16 protein-coding genes and 2 tRNA genes are annotated in these 15275 nt (G+C 37.5%); 13 read left to right on the top strand and 5 right to left on the bottom strand.

Translation table 11 applies throughout. The annotated features are described in order from the left end of the window. Positions 1–135 precede the first annotated feature (135 nt). The 8 genes from EDD61_RS12540 (at position 136) to EDD61_RS12505 (ending at position 6626) form a co-directional block, all read left to right on the top strand. Positions 136–1593, top strand: coding sequence for an alanine/glycine:cation symporter family protein (locus tag EDD61_RS12540; RefSeq protein WP_132225673.1), 1458 nt, complete (start codon positions 136–138; stop codon positions 1591–1593). A gap of 171 nt (positions 1594–1764) precedes the next feature. Continuing rightward, a complete protein-coding gene (locus tag EDD61_RS12535) occupies positions 1765–2211 on the top strand; it encodes an RrF2 family transcriptional regulator (protein WP_008689978.1) in 447 nt (148 codons plus the stop codon). Beyond that, positions 2198–2611, top strand: a complete 414-nt coding sequence (locus tag EDD61_RS12530) for a DUF302 domain-containing protein (RefSeq protein WP_132225671.1) — start codon at positions 2198–2200, stop codon at positions 2609–2611. The genes EDD61_RS12535 and EDD61_RS12530 overlap by 14 nt, the downstream gene beginning before the upstream one ends. Continuing rightward, positions 2605–2841, top strand: coding sequence for a hypothetical protein (locus EDD61_RS12525; RefSeq protein ID WP_008689975.1), 237 nt, complete (start codon positions 2605–2607; stop codon positions 2839–2841). The genes EDD61_RS12530 and EDD61_RS12525 overlap by 7 nt, the downstream gene beginning before the upstream one ends. Positions 2842–2913: 72 nt before the next feature. Continuing rightward, complete coding sequence (locus EDD61_RS12520) at positions 2914–3237, top strand: thioredoxin family protein (RefSeq protein ID WP_008689973.1); 324 nt, start codon at positions 2914–2916, stop codon at positions 3235–3237. 14 nt (positions 3238–3251) lie between these two features. Continuing rightward, positions 3252–4178 (top strand): thioredoxin-disulfide reductase, encoded by a 927-nt coding sequence (trxB, locus tag EDD61_RS12515; RefSeq protein WP_008689972.1) that lies wholly within the window; start codon positions 3252–3254, stop codon positions 4176–4178. A gap of 179 nt (positions 4179–4357) precedes the next feature. Continuing rightward, positions 4358–5911, top strand: a complete 1554-nt coding sequence (locus EDD61_RS12510) for an ABC transporter permease/substrate-binding protein (protein ID WP_132225669.1) — start codon at positions 4358–4360, stop codon at positions 5909–5911. After that, a complete protein-coding gene (locus EDD61_RS12505) occupies positions 5904–6626 on the top strand; it encodes an ATP-binding cassette domain-containing protein (RefSeq protein WP_008689970.1) in 723 nt (240 codons plus the stop codon). Before EDD61_RS12510 ends, EDD61_RS12505 begins: the two co-directional genes overlap by 8 nt. Positions 6627–6779: 153 nt before the next feature. On the opposite strand, the gene EDD61_RS12500 is transcribed toward EDD61_RS12505, so the two are convergent. Then, entirely contained in the window at positions 6780–7850 is a 1071-nt protein-coding gene (locus tag EDD61_RS12500; protein WP_008979668.1) for a peptidoglycan-binding protein, read from the bottom strand. After that, complete coding sequence (locus tag EDD61_RS12495) at positions 7843–8250, bottom strand: carboxypeptidase regulatory-like domain-containing protein (RefSeq protein ID WP_227151363.1); 408 nt, start codon at positions 8248–8250, stop codon at positions 7843–7845. Before EDD61_RS12495 ends, EDD61_RS12500 begins: the two co-directional genes overlap by 8 nt. Positions 8251–8831: 581 nt before the next feature. Between EDD61_RS12495 and EDD61_RS12490 the strand changes: the two genes are divergently transcribed. Next, entirely contained in the window at positions 8832–9206 is a 375-nt protein-coding gene (locus EDD61_RS12490; RefSeq protein ID WP_132225667.1) for a hypothetical protein, read from the top strand. A gap of 81 nt (positions 9207–9287) precedes the next feature. Here the strand turns inward: EDD61_RS12490 and EDD61_RS12485 are convergent, their stop codons facing one another. Then, the gene (locus EDD61_RS12485; protein ID WP_132225665.1) at positions 9288–10085 is read right to left on the bottom strand and encodes a LytR/AlgR family response regulator transcription factor; all 798 of its coding nucleotides are present in this window, start codon (positions 10083–10085) and stop codon (positions 9288–9290) included. A 180-nt stretch (positions 10086–10265) separates the two neighbouring features. Here EDD61_RS12485 and EDD61_RS12480 point away from each other — a divergent pair, with 180 nt between their 5' ends. Continuing rightward, entirely contained in the window at positions 10266–10952 is a 687-nt protein-coding gene (locus EDD61_RS12480; RefSeq protein WP_008979670.1) for an N-acetylmuramoyl-L-alanine amidase, read from the top strand. A 148-nt stretch (positions 10953–11100) separates the two neighbouring features. Here the strand turns inward: EDD61_RS12480 and EDD61_RS12475 are convergent, their stop codons facing one another. Then, complete coding sequence (locus EDD61_RS12475) at positions 11101–11481, bottom strand: hypothetical protein (RefSeq protein ID WP_132225663.1); 381 nt, start codon at positions 11479–11481, stop codon at positions 11101–11103. A 298-nt stretch (positions 11482–11779) separates the two neighbouring features. Beyond that, entirely contained in the window at positions 11780–12619 is an 840-nt protein-coding gene (locus tag EDD61_RS12470) for a helix-turn-helix domain-containing protein (RefSeq protein ID WP_132225661.1), read from the bottom strand. 849 nt (positions 12620–13468) lie between these two features. On the opposite strand from EDD61_RS12470, the gene EDD61_RS12465 reads away from it, so the two are divergent. The 3 genes from EDD61_RS12465 to EDD61_RS12455 form a co-directional block, all read left to right on the top strand. Further along, positions 13469–13545, top strand: a tRNA-Ile gene (locus tag EDD61_RS12465). Positions 13546–13563: 18 nt separating this feature from the next. Continuing rightward, a tRNA-Ala gene (locus EDD61_RS12460) sits at positions 13564–13639 on the top strand. A 919-nt stretch (positions 13640–14558) separates the two neighbouring features. After that, positions 14559–15275 (top strand): reverse transcriptase domain-containing protein (locus tag EDD61_RS12455; RefSeq protein ID WP_243642727.1); only part of this gene is annotated, 717 nt, incomplete at its 3' end.

Genomic DNA, 15275 nt, shown 5'->3' with positions numbered 1-15275 from the left:
CAATCTAACTATAGGAGTGTATCAGTAATCATTTGGCGGTAGAAAAAAAGTATGTTATAATGAGACGGCTGTGCGAAACACACCCAATCGTGCGATAAATGAACACACTTTTTTTATGGCCGTAAAGGGTATGGGATGCAAAAGCAAAAAGAAGGAGTGAACACATTGACAATACAAATGGTACTGGCAAATGTAAATGAATTTTTATATAGCAATATCTTACTTGCGTTATTGATTGGTACAGGAATATATTTCACGATACGGACACGGTTCGTGCAATTTAGCTTGTTGAAAGAAGGCATTTCTTTATTGATGGAAAAAGCACATACAGAGGATGGGGTATCTTCCTTTCAGGCCTTGATGATTTCAACAGCATCGCGTGTCGGTACCGGCAATATCGCTGGTGTGGCTACCGCGTTAGCAGCTGGAGGCGCAGGCTCTATCTTTTGGATGTGGGTAACGGCTTTGATAGGTGGGGCGAGTGCTTTTGTGGAATCGACCTTGGCACAGGTATATAAGGAACAAGATGGTGAACAGTATCGCGGCGGTCCGGCTTATTATATAGCGAAAGCTTTAGGCAAGCGCTGGCTGGGAGTTGTTTTTTCTTTACTGTTAATTGCCTGCTTTATTTTCGGATTTAATCCTTTACAGGCATATAATGTGAGCAGTGCCGTATCGTATTATTTTGAAGATCAAGAACTAGTAGCCGTCGTGATTGGTCTTATTTTGGCTATCGCTACAGCAGCGGTTATTTTTGGCGGTGTTCATCGTATCGGTATCATCTCTTCTACAGTAGTGCCGATTATGGCGTTGTTGTATATCATATTGGGACTTTATATCACCTTGGCAAATGTGCAGAAATTACCTGCCATTTTTGGCATGATCATGGAACAGGCCTTTGATCTAAAAGCTATCATGGGTGGTTTTGCCGGTTCTTGTGTGATGTATGGTATCAAAAGAGGATTATTTTCTAATGAGGCAGGAATGGGATCAGCACCAAATGCCGGCGCGAGTGCAGATGTATCACATCCGGTGAAGCAAGGTCTAGTGCAGACAATTTCGGTTTTTATTGATACGATTCTTATATGTACGACAACCGCATTTATGCTGTTGAATTATGGTAGTGATGCTAATTTGACCGGAATGCCTTATGTACAGCAGGCGATATCTGCTGAAGTCGGACAGGCAGGAATCCACTTTATCACCATTTCGATTTTCTTATTCGCTTTCTCTTCTCTAATTGGGAATTACTGCTATGCAGAAAGCAATTTGAAATTCATTTTGGATACAAAGCGTTCTTTATGTATCTTTCGAATATTGGCGATTGTTGTGATCTTCTTTGGAGCACAGGCTAGTTTCTCGACCATATGGGATCTAGCAGATGTGCTTATGGGCTTTATGGCAATCGTAAATATCATTGCCATCCTATTGCTGGGCAAGATTGCAATTACCTGTTTAAAAGATTATAGCGCACAGAAAAAACAGGGGAAAGATCCTGTTTTTGATCCTGAGCGTTTGGGCATCGCAAATGCGGATTGTTGGAAAGCTATTGTAAAAGATTATAAAGAAGACGCATCGATGGATGACAAATGATTTCTATCGTTTTATGCATTATCAAAAAAGCGTAACAGGAATTAACATGTTCCTGTTTTTTTTATGCTTTTCTTTTTACAATAAAAAGAAGAGGGCTTCTTATTTGACGGATAGGGAAAAGCGGTTTATCCTATAAGTGTAATATAAAAAGTTACAATTGGAGGTGAGAGAATGCCAAGTGAGTTTATCATTGCTGTTCATGCAATGGCTTATCTGAGAAAGCATCCGCGTTTGATATCTAGTGAAGAGCTGGCCGAAAATATTTGTGTGAATCCGGTCAGGGTCAGAAAAGTGATGGCCAAGCTGAAAGCCTATGGTCTTATTGATACCAAGCAAGGATTAAGCGGAGGGTATTCTTTTTCTATTCAAAATGAAACGGTGACCTTAAGCCAAATCTATGATGCTTTACAGATGCGTATTTTTCACAGTAACTGGCGCAGTGGGAATGCGCATTTAAAATGTATCGTATCGAGTGGTATGGCACAGGTTATGGATGATCTATATGAAACAATGGAAGCTACCTGCTATGAGAAGTTAAAAGCCATATCCATTTGTGATGTCGTAAAGGAACTGGAACAGTTGTATGCGTTAAAGGAGAATACCAATGAAAGAAGATAAAGCAATGCTCTTTGTAAAGAAGAGTGAATGTTCTGTAAAGACATGTGCACACTTCTTAAAAGAAGTGTTAAAGAAGAGAAAGATACCTATATTTGCTGTTTACGACCATGGGGAAAACGCAAAAACAGTTGGTATGGAAATGCCCGAAACGATTGTTATTGTATTTGGTAATCCCAGCATAGGGACAAAGCTTATGCTGGAGAATGCAGCCATAGCATTAGAATTGCCTTTAAAAATTGCGATTTGGGAAGAAGATCAGCATACCCACGTCGCAACGAATCGTCTGTTGCCCTTGGCCGAGCGTTATGGCATATGTGAAGTTGAAATTCTTCAACAAATGGAAGAATTGGTTGAAGAACTTGTATGGTTAACTGCCATGCAAAAGAGAAGCTTATGTTAAAAGAAGGAACGACTATTTATTTTTATGTACAAGGTTATTTGATGCAGGGGAAAGCCGTACATATCCAAGGTGATGAACAAGCATATACCTTTCATATCGAAGGCTATGGCGCATGCGCAGGGCCACATGTCCTACACTCTTCACAGTTGCATCACACCTTGTTCTTAAGTGAAGAAGAAGCAAAATTGTATCAAAACATAGAAGCTGCCTATTTAGAGAATACGTTTTAATTTATGATTCACAATTTACGCATCAACATCCAAATAACAATAAGATCTAATATGATCCAGGAGGAAAGCAATATGAGTTTCATTACAATCACCAACGAGAACGTTAACGAAGTTAAGGAACGTGAAACAGTAGTTGTCGAATTTTGGGCACCATGGTGTGGCTATTGCAAACGCTTAGCACCTGTTTTAAAACAAGTGGCTAAAGAACATGCAGAAGCATTTGATATTTTACAAATCAATATTGATGAATTTGAAACATTGGCAGAAGCCTATGGCATTGAAACCATACCGACACTTGCCCTCTTACATCATGGAAAGGCGCAAGATGCTTTGATAGCTCCACAATCAAAACATGAAGTACTGGCCTTTTTGAAAGAACATAAGCTAATTGCTTAAGAAAGGAAAGCAATATGAAACTTTATGATGTTATCATTATCGGCGGTGGTCCTGCCGGTTATAGTGCAGCTCTATATGCTGCTCGAAATGCCCGAAGCGTTTTAGTTATTGAAAAATTATCAGCCGGAGGGCAGATGGCTACTACAGGCATTGTGGAAAATTATCCTGGTTTTACCGATGGTATTGATGGCTTTGAACTGGCGGAAAAGATGCAGGAAGGTGCCGAAAAGTTTGGGGCGGAAACAGTTTATGATACCGTGATTCAGGTTGAATTGAAAAACAATCCAAAAATCATTCACGGAGAAGAAGCTGACTACTATGGGAAAACAGTTGTGATTGCTACCGGTGCTCATCCAAGAGAATTAGGATTGGCAAAAGAAGCACAACTGCGTGGAAAAGGAATTGCTTATTGTGCAACTTGTGATGGGATGCTTTATAAAGGGAAAGATGTACTCGTTGTCGGTGGTGGCAACTCCGCCATTGCAGATGCTCTGTTTTTATCCAAAATCTGTCATCGTGTAACCTTGATTCATCGCCGTCATGAGTTAAGAGCATCGCGGATTTATGAGAAACAGTTGGCAAACAGTAAGATTGCTTTCCTATGGGATAGTCGAGTCGTTGATATTATCGCTGATAAAAAAGTCACCGGAGCGAAAATTGAAAATTTACTTACACATGAGATACAAGAGCTTTCCTGCGATGGTATCTTTGTGGCAATCGGACGTGTCCCGGATGCACAGCTATTCAAAGCACAGCTGACTTTTGATAACAATGGATATATCCTTGCAGATGAATCCACACGAACCAATGTGGAAGGTGTCTTTGCCATCGGTGATGTACGTAGCAAGGCTCTTCGACAGATTATCACTGCAGCCAGTGATGGCGCAACCTGTTCCAAATATATTGAAGATTATTTAAATGAACAAGAACATGCTGTTTAAAAACTTAAGGAAGAAACGATACTTCTAAAAGTCCTAGACAAACAGGTGAAACCACCTGATGACACAAAAAACAAGAGAGCATTCTTACAGAAGAAATCCATTAGGACAACGTATAGATCTGTATTTTATGGATTATCTGCTCTGACAATGCCTCTTTCTTAACGAAGGAGAGAAAAGGTATGATTGAAAGCTTATGGGAATTTTACCGAACCCGCTACGATTTTATTGTTCCATTGATTATTGAACATTTGCAGATTGCCGTTATTGCTATCATCGCCGCAACGATGATTGGTGTATCTCTTGGCATTTTTATTCATGAAAAGAAACGTTTATCCCCCATTGTTTTGGGACTTGTCAGCTTTCTTTATACAATTCCCTCAATTTCTATGTTGGGCTTTCTCATTCCCTTTAGTGGTATCGGCAATAAAAGTGCTATTATCGCTTTGACTATTTATGCTTTATTGCCCATTATACGCGCTACCTTTACCGGCTTGGAAAATGTAGATGCAGATATCATAGAAGCTGCCCGAGGAATGGGCAGTACACGAAAACAGATTCTATTTCAGATTAAACTGCCCTTAGCAATGCCGGTTATGTTATCGGGTTTTAAAAATATGACCGTTATGACAATTGCCTTGGCCGGTATTGCATCCTTTATCGGAGCTGGAGGACTCGGTGTTGCGATTTATCGTGGAATTACTACGAACAATATGACGATGACGATTGCCGGTAGTCTGGCGGTTGCTCTACTAGCCTTTCTCTGTGATATTTTGATCGGCTGTATGGAACGCTTTTTGCGCAATCGCCGGCATACACAAAAAACGAAGCATCGTGTTATGCTAAGTATTTTGGCTGTTTTCATCGCGCTTAGCGCTGGCCTCTTTTATACACCACATAAAAAAGAAGTGCTTCATCTGGCAACGAAACCGATGAGCGAAGAATTTATTATCGGGGAAATGCTGAAACAGCTTATTGAAGATCGTACTGGAATTTCTGTAGTAATCACAAAAGGTGTCGGCGGCGGTACTAGCAACATCCATCCGGCAATGGTCAAAGGAGATTTTGACTTGTATCCGGAATATACAGGAACCTCATGGAGCTTTGTCTTAAAAGAAAAAGAACTGCCGGATGATGCTACCTTATTCAAAGAACTCAATCAGCAATATCAAAAAAACTATCATATGGAATGGGTAGGTTTATATGGCTTCAATAATACGTATGGAATCGCAGTAACTAAAAAATTGGCAGATACGTACCATTTAAAAACGTATTCTGATTTGGCGGCTGTCTCACATAAACTCTCTTTTGGCGGGGAATATGATTTCTATGAGCGTGAGGATGGCTATGATGCATTAACGACGGCTTATGGATTTCACTTTAAAAAGACGAGGGATCTTGATATCGGCTTAAAATATGATGCCTTAGAAAATGGCGAGACGGATGCCATTATTGCCTTTACGACAGATGGGCGTTTAAGTAGTCCTAATATCGTATTGCTACAGGATGATAAACATTTTTTCCAAACTTATTATGCAGGAACGATCATTCGTCAGGACACTTTAAAAAAATATCCTGAATTACGCCAAGTGCTGATGCTGATGAATAATCTGATCAGTGAAAAAGAAATGGCCGCAATGAATCATGAAGTAGAAACCCAGAAAAAGAATGAGGCGGATGTTGCACGCGCCTTTCTCATAAAAAAAGGTCTGTTGGAGGTGAAGAACCATGAGTGAAATCATTTGTAACCATGTGAAAAAAGCCTATGGAGAGACGATCGTATTGCATGATGTTTCCTTTACGATACAACCTCATGAACGCATCAGTATCATCGGTGGCAGTGGCAGTGGTAAAACAACATTACTTAAGCTGTTAAACGCTCTTATTCTGCCGGATGAAGGCAGTATTCAAATCGATGGCATTGATATCAGTACCATGGATGCCAACCTCTTACGTCAAAGTATCGGTTATGTCATTCAAAGCATTGGCCTATTTCCGCATATGACGATTTATGACAATATTACTTATGTATTACGTTTAAAGAAATGGGATGCCATACGCATGCAGCAGCGTGTGGAAGAATTACTGCATATAGTTGATTTGGATGCTACTTTATTAACACGTTATCCTGATGAATTAAGTGGTGGACAGAAACAGCGTGTTGGCATTGCTAGAGCATTAGCGGCAGATCCTAAGGTTGTTTTGATGGATGAAGCTTTTGGCGCCGTAGATGAAATAACCCGACATACCTTGCAAGAAGAGTTGTTAAGAATACATGCTGTCGATCCTTTCACTCTGGTATTTGTGACGCATGATATCAAAGAAGCTTTATATTTAGGAGAGCGCGTCATGGTGATGAAAGATGGATGTGTCGAACAATTCGATACCGCACAACATATTCGTCAGCATCCTAAAACAGCTTTTGTGAAACAATTATTATCTTATTTGTAAAGTATATTCTATGTGCAGGGGATGCTAATAATGTAGTGCTATGTAAGAAGATTCTTTTAACTAGAACCTTCTTTTTTTGTTTATAAAGGTGTATACACTTTATGAACATAGATGAGACAAACCCCTTTCCTACGGATATCGACAAAAAATCGATTATTGGGTTAATGCAATATACGTTTCATAAATGGTATTCCAAGTTACTTGTCCGACAAGACCATCTTGTGCTAATCCAAATTCTCTTTGGAAAGCTCGCACGGATCGCTCCAATCCGGCCCCAAAACGACTATCGATATCAACAGGGGGGATATTGGTATAAGTTTGGGCAATGACAGATAAGAAATACTGTAGTTGCTGCACCTCAATACCGACATCTCCCCGCCGCAATACGCGGCCTGTCCATAAACCGGTAAAATAACCCTGTGGTCTGCCAAGACTGCCTAATTCAGCTAATTTTCTTACAGCCACATAAATACGAGATATCTGATTCCATGTTGTCTGACCGACAATACCATCTACACTCAAATTGAATTGTTGTTGGAAAGTTCTGACAGCGCGTTCTGTTACTTCTCCAAAGATACCATCCGGTGGATAGATAAGGGGAATATTTGGATAATTGACAGCGATGCCATTCAACAGTTCCTGTATGATGAAGACATTTTGTCCTTGAGAGCCTCTTCTTAGCGCATAACCGGGATAGGAGGGTGTGATATATTGTACATTATCCGTTTCGCGAAATTGCATCGTCTCGCCATAGTAATAACGAATAATGCGCGTAGAATCAAAGCCGCGATTTGCTAAATCAAGTGTACCCCATTGTTTCATGCCAGGGCATTGAGCAATCTTACCATCACAATATTCTGCATAATAAGGTTCACGGAAATATGGCTTTTGCAGGAATTGACCAATAACTTCATCAACAACAGCTGCGACACTGTCATAAATATTACGTCCTTTCACAAAAGCCTGATCATAAGCTGTTGAATTGGTGATATCAAAGGGATAGCCACGACCACGATACCATTCTGTATATACACGATTCAACACCAGTGACATCTGTGCCCAGATGTTAGCTCGCAAGGCCTCATATGGCCAGGTCGGATAGATTTCTGAGGATGCGACATTTTTCAAATAATATACAAAATCTACCGTCAGATTTTCAGCTGCCGTATTCGGTCTGCCCAGATGTACTGTAATTGTTCTGGGTATGATGATTTCCTCAAGCATACGTTCTTCCTGTGCCAGTAAATAATTTATGTTCGCCTAAATCATTCTCATTACGCCCTGGCGTTTCTCCTTTCTTTTCTCTTAAAATCACGGTAAGCGTTGATCCAATATCCGCAAAGATCTGTACATTGTGCACGACTTCAGTATCATATTCCACATGACTTACTTCAACACTGTATGTGGAATAGGGACGTCTTGCTGTGGTACTTTGTTGGGATAAGGAAGGATGTGGCGCTTCTAACGCAATTTCTTTACATCGCCCCATTGCATCTGTTTTCTCACATACGACTTGTCGTACCATAAGATTACCATTAAAAATGGTGACAGTCGCATTGCTGACTGGCAGGGATTGTTCATTATAGACTTCTATACGTAAATATCCTTGTGGCAAATCAACCACCTCCATTACAACGTATGCAAATAGGGATACACATCGTGGTCATTTATCCATGAAACCCATAGATTCCTCAAAAGAACACAAGTTTTTTCATGAAGTTTCCAAAGAATATGGACGAATTTTCACATTTACGCTATACTGAAGATGCAAGAGCTCTCCTTTCTTATGTGTGTGTAAAAAATAAAAAAATTGAGATCTCTTGCATTTTTTTATGACTTTTTTGCATTTGCCCTTATAAAAGCAAAGAATTCTATTTTAATATTTCCTATCATAAAAAGTAACTTATAAAATAGGCAAATTTAGAAAAGGATTGGTTTTTTATTAACCGTCTTTATCTTTATATCTATGTATTTCCTTATAATGGATGTTGACAGTTACTTTTTACATATGATTCCTAAAAAATATTATTTACGCAATAACCTAATTTGCTGTTATGAAATTCAGCACCGTTTACGTAGCATCTTCCGTATCTAAATGCACACATGCGTTAAGTAAAAAAAGTAATATCTTACAAGAAAATGTATAATTCTTATGGTATACTATAACCGCAAAACTATATTCAGAAGATTTGGAAAGGAGAACCTATGAACGACGCAAAATTAGAAAAACAAAAAGTAAAGCTTGTAGAAGCCAAATTGATGGATGAACAGGATACCTTAATTGATTTTTTACAAGCAAGTTATGTGGAACGCTTAATTGGCAAAATGGGCAAATGGAAACAAGGATGGGCATATTTTACAGAAGAACGCTTGATTATTGTGACAGGACTATTAAATGCTGATATCGTAATTCCGTATAAAAATATTAAAGAATTGGAAAAATGCTCACAGGGCTTTATGCCAATCGGTATTTCCATTACTCATGAAGATATGGAAACCGGAAAGATAACAACCGATAAAATTTCCATGATGAAACGTGATAAATGGATGAGTTTTATTACTGAAAAAGCAGGACTGTAAGAGTACAAAAAAAGGGAATCTGAAAGAAACTCCAAAGTTTGGATATCCAAATGAAATGGGGCAATTTCAATCTTCCCTTTTTTAATTTTCTTTCCATAACTGCATTTGCAGTTCCATATAGCGTTGTTTGCCAATAGGCAGCTTCGTACCATTACTTAAAGTTGCACAATAGCGATGTATCTGTTTAATATAGTGGCGATTTACTAAATAACTGCGATGAATTCGTAAGAATAGAGGATGATCAAATTCACGTAAGGTCATCCTTGTCACAAAGGATTCCTCTGCTGTATAAATGGTACATAACTTATTATTCGATACAATATAAAGAATTTCCATTGGAGACAAGAAATGTAGTTGATGATGCATGTCCTTGATGCGAATCTTATTCATAGGGTTCTCTAATCGTATGGTATCTTCGTGTGCGCTGGTACCGTTTTTATAAAAATACAGCTTCTTTTTTTGCTCATTGTTGGAAGCCGGCGTGTTTACATGACATGCCTGTGCGTGGATGAGATGCAATTTTTGTTGCTTGTTTAATTGCCAGATAAAAGTAAAATGAATGATAGTTGAAATCACTTTGGTTGTCGGCAATGTTGCGGTCGCGCAAAATCTTCCATACACGACCCATGTTTTTTCTTCTTGTGTCAACAGGGTGTATTCTTCATGAGATATATACAGCTGTCCGCTAACTTCAACGTTTTTTAATACATGGATAAAGGCTTCTTTACCACTGATATATTGGTTCGTATAATCACCAATCCAGACAAAATCATCATCTAATAAATATTGAAACATGATGATATCGCGATTCATCAATGCATGAACAAAGTCTTTTGAATGATTTAAAACATCCTGATAGGTGAAATGCTGATTCATCATAGCATCTTTACCTCCCATATAATCTTTATTTATTATACCGCTATTTTTATTTTTATGTGAATTTTTAGCAATACTTTTCTTTTAAAAGGTTAAAAAAACGAATAAGGTGTGGAAAATTATTAATTTTACTGGAACAGCTCTTTTTCTAGCCTTGACCTCATACACTGTATTGGTGAGAGAATGAAAAAAAGAAAAATGTTTTTGGGACTAGGTCTGATATTGACCTTACTGATCACATCGGTATTTCATACACATCTTGTAAATGTAGAAGCAGAAAAAGATAGGAAAGTATTAGATGGCGTGGTCGTTGTCTTGGATGCCGGTCATGGGGGCAAGGATGATGGGGCACGCTGTGAAAATGAAAAAGAACAAGATATCAATTTAAGTATCGTAAAAAAACTTCAAAAACAGTTACAAACAAAAGGCGCAGAAGTTATTTTAACAAGAGATGGTAAATATGACTTGGCTAGTGCTAACGCGAGTAATCGCAAACGGGAAGACATGAAGAAACGTATGGAGATCATCAATGCAGATAAGGTCGATGTTTTTTTAAGTGTGCATCTGAATTCCTATCCAAATACCAGTGTACACGGAGCACAGGCATTCTATCAAAAAGGGAATGCTGTCTCTGAAACCTTTGCTAAGCTCATCCAAAAGCATTTTAAAGTATTAACGCAAACAAAGATGAGCGCTAAACCAGGAGATTATTATTTGTTAAACAATGCGAAAAAAATCGGTTCTTTAGTTGAATGTGGCTTCCTATCAAATCCAGAAGATCGCAGCAATTTAAAAAGTCCTTCTTATCAAGAAAAAGTAGCACAATGTTTATGCGATAGTATCGTAGAATATTTCGATTTTTTATTGTAGTTCACTATTATAAGCATGATGTAAAGTGGAAAAAATCTTTGGTATTACAGCGACATGAGAATATTTAACTAACATAGCATTAGTTATAAGACAGGATTGCAAACAAAAACTTAAAGGAAGGAATGATATAAATGAGAAAACTTAACTATTAGCATGTGTCGCTTCTAAATAGAATAATACTTTTATAAATAATAAATGGGATGAACCCAATTATTCCAGCCAATGTGTAAAATGGAAATGTAATAAATCCTATAAAAATTTTAGGAGCAATCGGGGTTAACCATTTTTTTGCAATACTATTATAAAAAATACCCCCAGTAGCTATCCCTGCTGAAAGACAACCCAAATTGATAATACTCTTCGTTAGTCCTATAGGTTCTGAAGAAGACATATTATGACTGGCTAAAAGTTCCATAAACACAGGATCTTTATATTGATTTATTTGATAGATTGCGAAGAAATAACCAATTATACAACCAACAATCAAAAAGACACAAATAAATAAGATTTGTTTTAATTCTTTTTTCATATTCATCTTCCTTTAAAATATCATTGTTTTTGTGCTCATTATATCACGTTTTTTTATGCATAATTCTTTTTCCTTTTGAAAAGTTACTTATCAATTCATGCATTTTAAGCGTGCGAAAGCATTGCTTATGCAACAAGTATAGAACAAACTATCATTCTGATAAGTTTAGGACATTGAAGCAAAAAAGATAGGAATGCGTATATGTAAAATCAATGCGCATGCCTATCGATATTGTTCATTTGATATATAATAAAAAGAAACGGCTGTTTTGATAATAATTTCAAAACAGCCGTATCTATTAAGCGCTTTTTGATTTACTTTTCAGCAATCCTTTTTTCTCTGCATAGTCATAGATAAATAAAGCAATCGCTATTATTAGCAATAGGAAGATTGCCATAAAATCCCAAACATCAAAGAGAGGCGTTTCTGTTGTTTTAAAAAGTAAAACATTGATAATAACCACTAATGGTATAGCTAATAATGTAATTGTTCCAAGAGCAATTAATTTTCTTGTTTTGCCGATACGATAAATGACCGCAAGCATTATCCACAAAAACACAAGAATAATCAATGATATCGCTGTTCCAAGTGGGAACAACTCTTTCACCTTTAAAATTTGGCTAAGCAAGTATAGGTACGGTATGATCGAAACGCTAAGTGATATTAAGCTCTTTACCATACCCTTTTTGCCAAACATAATGCTTGGAAAAGATATAACCCATACAAACACAATAGAAGTCATGGAAATAAGGGACCATGATAGATTACCGGTTATGGTAATATCACAAATAACACATACCATCATTCCAATCAAAAGTGTTATTGTAAATAGTGTTGAAATAACGACATTCTTTGCTATGTTGTTTTCGTCCTTTCTTTTTAAAGCAATTAAATTTTCATCTGCTTTTCTTTCTAAACTATCCATAGTAACTTTTTCTCCACTCAATAACTCATTTACTGTAATTCCAAGTAATTTGCAGAGTTCTAACATAATAGATGAATCTGGCATACTTTTACCGGTTTCCCACTTGGACACAGCTCTGTCTGTAATGCTTAGTCTTTCTGCGAGTTGCGCTTGTGTTAATTTTTTCTCTTTGCGGCATCTCGCAATAAACTTACCTGTTTTTATTTGATCCATTGAGCGTTCTCCTTTCACCATTACAATACGCGTGTTTTCTATTTTATAACACGAACTATTGGTTGAGTATGCTAAATTCAACTGTTGGTTTGGTGATTATAATACATTTACTAATAAATTCATTGGACAATCTAGCAATTTTACTTATCTGTTTGATTTCCATCAGACATCAACAGTTTTTTTGCTGCTAGGACAAGACATATAGTTTCATTCCTTTTTATCTTTAAAACAAAGTCTAACAATATAATTATATGCGGGCAATCGATGAAAAGCAATAAACAGAACATATGTTAAATTTTAAGACTGTAATCTTTTCTTAAAGTTCTTACATGGAAATGGTTTTAACAGAAAAAAGGCACTACTCTTGAACAGAAGAAAAGCAACTTTGGTAGGTTTGTTGCTGTTATGGAAAGTATGTGGGTAACATGGAATTCATGCTACGCATAATTTATAAAGAGCAGATGTCCAGACGTAAAATTATATGGTTAACGTTTTTCAGAAAGTGGATATTGTTTTAAAGCGTTGAATTTCTATACAAAATGAAAAGACACTGAGAAACAGAAGAATACGGCATAACCTTAGTAGGGGATGATACCACCTAATACGGAGAACTCATCAAATATGTTGAAAGACTTCCATAAGATGTGGTATGCAAGACATGAGATATAAAAAATTATTCATGATGTGGAGAATTGCGGTTAGAAGATATACTTCTATGTAGTCAAAAACCCTTTAGTTATAGGCTTTTTTAACACTTTATAAAAAAAACAAAAAAATTTTATTTTTTTAAAAAAAGTTGTTGACACATTAGATATCCCATGGTATTATATATGGGCATTCGATGGAAACGGGCCTGTAGCTCAGGTGGTTAGAGCGCACCCCTGATAAGGGTGAGGTCGTTGGTTCAAGTCCATTCAGGCCCACCATCGAATTTAAATATACATGGGGTTTTAGCTCAGCTGGGAGAGCACCTGCCTTGCACGCAGGGGGTCATCGGTTCGATCCCGATAAGCTCCACCAATAAACACATTCGATTCCGAAGTATCGGGATCTTTTTTTTGCATTAATCTTAAAAGGTATAAACTTGGCAAGGCAGTTGCCAAACAAGAAGGTATGAATCGTTTGCATAAAGGAATCCAATAAACACATTTGATTCCGAAGTATCGGGATCTTTTTTTGCATTAATCTTAAAAGGTATAAACTTGGCAAGGTAGTTGCCAAACAAGAAGGTATGAATCGTTTGCATAAAGAAATCTAATAAACACATTCGATTCCGAAGTATCGGGATCTTTTTGTGCGACAGGCAGTCGCTATAATTCAACCATGTACAGGCATGGTTGAATTTTCTTTCTTATTAAGGATTGTATTTACGATACAGAGTATAAACGAAAATAAATGAATCCTGAAAAGATAGGTGTCATGTAGGTGAAAGTCCTACTCTGTTGAGCTCCAATGCAAGACAGAAAGTCTAAACTAGTGCGGTTTTGTGAGAAATCGTATGAAGGAGTTGTGGATAACCGAGAGGTCCATAGACGGATTGGCAGGCCGAAATGTAAAGTGAACTATATAGGCGGCGGGAATACTTGGCGACCATGCGAAAAAATGGGAAGTCTATGTACTAATCTTCTTCGATGAATTGGATGGGAAGATAGGAGTATTAACGTGATGATAGTTGGCATGTCAGTAGGGATATAGCGATGACCCTGTGAGGACTCCATACTCGCAAAGGGTCTTATGATATAAGCGTGATGCGAAATTCATAAGACGTATGGAGTAGTCAGACAAGCTTGTAGTAGCGGAGTAGGTCAAGAAACCAAAGCTTGACTGAATGTGAAGAGGCTTGACCTTATGCGACTTAACTAAATTTCACACAATGGCAATGGTCACGATACTGAGGTATAGACGAACCAAATGTGTGGGGAAGGAGGAAAAGAGTTTTATGAACGAACCACTAAAATTAAAGTGGCATTCTTTATATGGTCAAATGCTAAGAGACAGGAAACTGAGGGAGGCATGGAAACAAGTAAAGACAAATAAAGGAAGCGGAGGGATAGATGGGGAGACCATTGCGGAATTTGATAAAAAGTCGGAAGAAAGAATCCTTGAAATCCTGGAAAAACTTAAGACAAAAACGTATACACCGGCACCTGTAAGAAGAGTGTATATACCAAAGAAGAGTGGAGGTAAAAGACCACTTGGAATACCTGTGATAGAAGATAGAATCATCCAACAGACCCTAGTGAATATACTAAGTCCAAAGTTTGAGAATGGAATCTTTCATAAATGCTCCTGTGGATACAGACCAAATTATGGTATGGAAAAGGTAATGCAGTTGATACTGTGGAATATAGAAAAAGGAAGAAATTATATCTATGACTGTGATATAAAAGGATTCTTTGACAATATCCCACACAAACAGTTAATGCGAGTATTGAATAAATATATCGCAGATGGTACAGTGCTGAACCTCATATGGAAATGGCTAAAAGCAGGATATATGGAAGAAGGAAAATATCTTGAGACAAATAGTGGAACACCACAGGGAGGAGTAATCTCCCCTCTACTGGCAAACATCTATTTGAATGAACTGGACTGGGAACTGGCGAAAGCAGGAATCTACTTTGTAAGATATGCCGATGATTTTCTACTGTTTGCG

It is taken from the genome of Longicatena caecimuris, assembly GCF_004341945.1.
GTDB lineage: Bacteria > Bacillota_I > Bacilli_A > Erysipelotrichales > Erysipelotrichaceae > Longicatena > Longicatena caecimuris.
This window is presented reverse-complemented; position numbering and strand designations above follow the sequence as displayed.

What these genes read in the sequence shown, in the direction of transcription:
- EDD61_RS12485 (WP_132225665.1), bottom strand. Translation starts at nt 10,085, where the DNA reads ATGATGAATCAGCATTTCACCTATCAGGATGTTTTAAATCATTCAAAA.
- EDD61_RS12500 (WP_008979668.1), bottom strand. Translation starts at nt 7,850, where the DNA reads ATGCTTGAGGAAATCATCATACCCAGAACAATTACAGTACATCTGGGC.
- EDD61_RS12520 (WP_008689973.1), top strand. Translation starts at nt 2,914, where the DNA reads ATGAGTTTCATTACAATCACCAACGAGAACGTTAACGAAGTTAAGGAA.
- EDD61_RS12510 (WP_132225669.1), top strand. Translation starts at nt 4,358, where the DNA reads ATGATTGAAAGCTTATGGGAATTTTACCGAACCCGCTACGATTTTATT.
- EDD61_RS12470 (WP_132225661.1), bottom strand. Translation starts at nt 12,619, where the DNA reads ATGGATCAAATAAAAACAGGTAAGTTTATTGCGAGATGCCGCAAAGAG.
- EDD61_RS12505 (WP_008689970.1), top strand. Translation starts at nt 5,904, where the DNA reads ATGAGTGAAATCATTTGTAACCATGTGAAAAAAGCCTATGGAGAGACG.
- EDD61_RS12475 (WP_132225663.1), bottom strand. Translation starts at nt 11,481, where the DNA reads ATGAAAAAAGAATTAAAACAAATCTTATTTATTTGTGTCTTTTTGATT.
- EDD61_RS12490 (WP_132225667.1), top strand. Translation starts at nt 8,832, where the DNA reads ATGAACGACGCAAAATTAGAAAAACAAAAAGTAAAGCTTGTAGAAGCC.
- EDD61_RS12530 (WP_132225671.1), top strand. Translation starts at nt 2,198, where the DNA reads ATGAAAGAAGATAAAGCAATGCTCTTTGTAAAGAAGAGTGAATGTTCT.
- trxB (WP_008689972.1), top strand. Translation starts at nt 3,252, where the DNA reads ATGAAACTTTATGATGTTATCATTATCGGCGGTGGTCCTGCCGGTTAT.
- EDD61_RS12525 (WP_008689975.1), top strand. Translation starts at nt 2,605, where the DNA reads ATGTTAAAAGAAGGAACGACTATTTATTTTTATGTACAAGGTTATTTG.
- EDD61_RS12480 (WP_008979670.1), top strand. Translation starts at nt 10,266, where the DNA reads ATGAAAAAAAGAAAAATGTTTTTGGGACTAGGTCTGATATTGACCTTA.
- EDD61_RS12540 (WP_132225673.1), top strand. Translation starts at nt 136, where the DNA reads ATGCAAAAGCAAAAAGAAGGAGTGAACACATTGACAATACAAATGGTA.
- EDD61_RS12535 (WP_008689978.1), top strand. Translation starts at nt 1,765, where the DNA reads ATGCCAAGTGAGTTTATCATTGCTGTTCATGCAATGGCTTATCTGAGA.